This is a genomic window from Clostridium sp., from assembly GCF_030532265.1.
In the GTDB taxonomy this organism is placed as follows: Bacteria; Bacillota; Clostridia; order Clostridiales; family Clostridiaceae; genus Clostridium.
The window spans coordinates 1-3,841 of the sequence record NZ_JAUNLM010000101.1; the positions used below are offsets into that span (position 1 = coordinate 1).

General features: G+C 26.1%; 5 protein-coding genes. All 5 read right to left on the bottom strand.

The window, feature by feature from the left end; translation table 11 throughout:
- Nucleotides 1-7 precede the first annotated feature (7 nt).
- Complete coding sequence (locus Q4E08_RS11725; protein WP_303131151.1) at nucleotides 8-667, bottom strand: TVP38/TMEM64 family protein; 660 nt, start codon at nucleotides 665-667, stop codon at nucleotides 8-10.
- Nucleotides 668-790: 123 nt separating this feature from the next.
- Nucleotides 791-1,702, bottom strand: coding sequence for a homocysteine S-methyltransferase family protein (locus Q4E08_RS11730; protein WP_303131152.1), 912 nt, complete (start codon nucleotides 1,700-1,702; stop codon nucleotides 791-793).
- Nucleotides 1,677-2,219 (bottom strand): GNAT family N-acetyltransferase, encoded by a 543-nt coding sequence (locus Q4E08_RS11735; RefSeq protein WP_303131154.1) that lies wholly within the window; start codon nucleotides 2,217-2,219, stop codon nucleotides 1,677-1,679. Before Q4E08_RS11735 ends, Q4E08_RS11730 begins: the two co-directional genes overlap by 26 nt.
- 90 nt (nucleotides 2,220-2,309) lie before the next feature.
- Nucleotides 2,310-3,266: an MraY family glycosyltransferase gene (locus Q4E08_RS11740; RefSeq protein WP_303131155.1), complete on the bottom strand. Its 957-nt coding sequence runs from the start codon at nucleotides 3,264-3,266 to the stop codon at nucleotides 2,310-2,312.
- A gap of 233 nt (nucleotides 3,267-3,499) precedes the next feature.
- A partial coding sequence (locus Q4E08_RS11745; RefSeq protein WP_303131157.1) for a V-type ATP synthase subunit D occupies nucleotides 3,500-3,841 on the bottom strand: 342 nt, incomplete at its 5' end.

The following is a 3,841-nucleotide window of genomic DNA, read 5'->3' on the forward strand; positions in this document are numbered from 1 at the left end:
TTAAATATTATACTTTTATTTTATTTTTTGAGCCTATTATTTTTTTAGATAATAATACTCCAGCTATAAGTATGATTATAGGTACTATAAATTTAGGTGAACATGGATCCAAAAAGTTTTCTCCAATAATTGAATAACACATAGTCTCAGGTAAAACGCCTATTAAAGATGCTATAATAAAATCCTTATATCTTATTTTTGTAAGTCCACAAGCATAACTTAATGGATCATATGGAAGAATTGGTGGCAACCTTAATAAAAGCAAAATTTTAAAACCATTTTTCTCCATATTATCATCTAACTTCAAAAGCTTATTGCCTATTATTCCATTAACAAAATCTCTTCCTAAATATCTAGCTACAAAAAAAGCAATTGTTCCTGATATAAAAAATCCAGTCATAGTAAATATAAAACCATATACCGGGCCAAATAATATACCACTAAATACTGCTAATATATTAGTTGGTATAAAAACAAAAAATGGTTTTATTATATAAACTCCAATATAAGCTAAACTAGCTAATACCTTATTATCTTTAATTGATTGACAAACTTGATTCATATCTAATGTTTTTAAATACTCAAAGTTAATAGCAAGAACTATTAATCCAACTATAAGTATTATTATAAAAATACAAAACTTTATTTTTGATAAATTTTTTTTCAATTTAAAATCTCCTATACTAAATATTAAGTAATTTAACTTAAACATATAAAATAAATAATGTAAAGATTAAAACAACATATTTCATTTTTGTTTAAAAATTTAAAGATATCCTTAAGGATATCTTTATTTTTTATTAAGGTTTTTATTCAATTCACTTATAAATTCAGGAGTTGTTCCACAACAACCTCCAACTATATTTGCACCACTACTTATTATTTGTTTTATATAATTTAAAAATTCTTCTTTTGTCATATCATATACAAGCTTATCTTCTATAACTTTTGGTTTCCCCCTATTTGGCATTGCTATTATAGGTAATTTAGTAAGATACCTAGCTTCTCTTACAAGTTCTATCATATCCTTAGGACCTGTTGAACAATTAAATCCTAAAGCATCTACTCCTAACTTCTCTAATTCAATAACCATGTCTTTAACTGTATATCCAAAAATCGTTTTTAAATCTTTATTAAACGTCATAGTGACAAATATAGGCTTATTTGTAATATCCTTTGCTGCAATTACAGCAGATTTCATCTCGTCCAAATCCATCATAGTTTCAATCATTATCAAATCTACACCTTGATTTACGCCCACTTTAATCTGCTTTTTAAATATTTCTATTGCATCTTCATATTCTATACTTCCTTTTGGCTTTATAAACTCACCAAGAGGCCCTACATCAAGAGCCACTAAACACTTAGTTCCATTAACAGACTTTTTAGCTATTTCTACTGCACTTTTTACAATTTCATATACAGTAAAAGAACTAGACTTTAATCTTACATCATTAGCTCCAAAAGTATTAGTTAATATTATATCTGCTCCAGCATCAACATACATCTTGTGAATTTTTTCTATTTTATCTTTATTTGTAATATTATAATCTTCTGGATTTTTAATCATTTTAAGTCCAACATCTTGAAGCATAGTTCCCATAGCTCCATCTAAAATTACTACATTTTTATCAAAATTATCTATTATGTTCAAAATATAATCATCTCTCTTAAACTTATTTACATCTATTAAAATATTCATCTTTAAACATTGCCATAACTATTTCATCATAATACTTACCACATCTATATATTTCTTTTTTAAGTACTCCTTCTTCTTCAAATCCTAATTTTTTATAACAATTAATTGCTCTTTCATTAAAAGAAAATACTCCAAGCTTTATTTTCTCCATATTGCATTCTTCAAATATAAATTTAATTAATATAGATAATGCATCATATCCATATCCTTTGCCCCAATAATTTTTATCACCTATCATAATTCCAATAGTACAGTTTCTATTTTTTATATTAACAGCATTTATACTACAACCACCTATAATATTTCCAGTGCTTATTTCCTCTATTGCAAAATCATAAGTTAAACCATTTATTTCTCTATTCTTTTTTATCCATATTTCTTCTTCTCGTTTACTTATAGGAAATGGTATATTTAAGTCTAAAAACTTTTTAACCTCAAAATCATTTACAAAATTTAATACCTTTTCAATATCTTCTTCATTATAAGCTCTAAGTAGAACTTTACTTCCTATATACATTATAATCAGCCCCCAATTGTATTTTAAACTATATTATATATTAATAATTATAAAAACAAAAGCATTACTAAAAAGTAATGCTTTAAACTTCTATGGATGATTATAAAATAATAATATTATCGATAAAAACGAACAGACTATACTTATTCCTACAATAAAATGTACTATTTGAGGTTTTGTAAAACCCTTTTCTTCTAATCTAAAGTGCATTTGACTTCTATCTGCTTGATATACAGGTTTCCCCTCATTAAATCTTTTAAATATTACAAATAAATTATCAAATATCGGCACTGCTAAAGCTAATATAGGTAATAGAAGACTTAATACTGTAGCTTGTTTAAATGCGCCATCTAAGGCTATAATACTTAAAATAAATCCTAAAAAATTTGCTCCAGAATCTCCCATAAAAACCTTCGCTGGATATTTATTGTAAATTAAAAATCCTGCTATTACTCCTGCTAATGCTGCAGATATGCTTGCTGAATATTCTTGAGATAATATTATAGCTGCAATAAAAAATGTAATTGAAGAAACTAATGATATACTTCCTGCAAGTCCATCCATTCCATCTGACCAATTTATCACCGTAGTAACTCCAAATATCCAAGTTATACTTAAAATAAACTGTAAAAAAGTATTTAATTCAATATATACCCCTGTAAAAGGATTAGTAAAACCTTTAAACGCTACACCAGCATTAAAAACTATTATTGCCGCTAATATTTGTATTATAAGTCTAGGTAATATAGGAAATTCCTTTCCTATTGATTTATAATAATCATCTACTAAACCTATAACTAATATAAGAACCGACGCTACAAATATCCATATTCCATGAGCACTATCAAATTCATTAGCTATAAAATAGTAAACTATAAAAAAACCTATAAACATAGTAAGTCCCCCACAAAGTGGTGTTACCTTTTTATGCTTCTTTCTCTTTGTAGGCTTATCCGTAAAACCTATTTTATTAGATAGCTTCATTATTAATGGCATAAGTATAGCTACTATTAAAAATGAAACTATAAATTCTATAAAATAATCCATTTTCCATTCTCCTAACTCTCGTTAGACTATAAAATTTTAATATAACTTTATAATCTAATAAGAATTATACTATTAATATAATTTATTATCAATTGAATTGATCCAATTTTAATTTTGTTGTAATGTTTTCAAAAATAAAACATTACATCTTAAGTACTATAATTATATTAATTGTATTAGTATCTTGACAAATAATTACACCTTAGAATTATTCTAAGGTGTAATAAATAAAGTTATCCTCTTTGCTCTATCATGCTCTTAACCTTCATAAGTCTTGTTAAAGCACTTCTTTCATTTTCATCAAGTTTCATTCTTATGTACTTGATAGTTTCTTGAAGTTGAGGAATTGTCATATATTCAAGAGCATTAACTCTTCTTCTTGTCTTTTCTATTTCATCTGCCATAAGTTGGCATGACTTTTCTACTTCTGCTAATTCTAAAAGCTTTGGTAATATTCCATAAAGCTTTGTTATAGCATCATCAAGTTCTGATGATGTGTTCGCAAATCCATATGGGAAGATACTACCTTCATCTCCTTCAAGCTGTCTTTTAAAGTTCATAACTGGAACATTAAC

Coding starts and splice junctions, on each gene's coding strand:
- Q4E08_RS11740 (WP_303131155.1), bottom strand. CDS start 3,266: ATGGATTATTTTATAGAATTTATAGTTTCATTTTTAATAGTAGCTATA.
- Q4E08_RS11735 (WP_303131154.1), bottom strand. CDS start 2,219: ATGTATATAGGAAGTAAAGTTCTACTTAGAGCTTATAATGAAGAAGAT.
- Q4E08_RS11730 (WP_303131152.1), bottom strand. CDS start 1,702: ATGAATATTTTAATAGATGTAAATAAGTTTAAGAGAGATGATTATATT.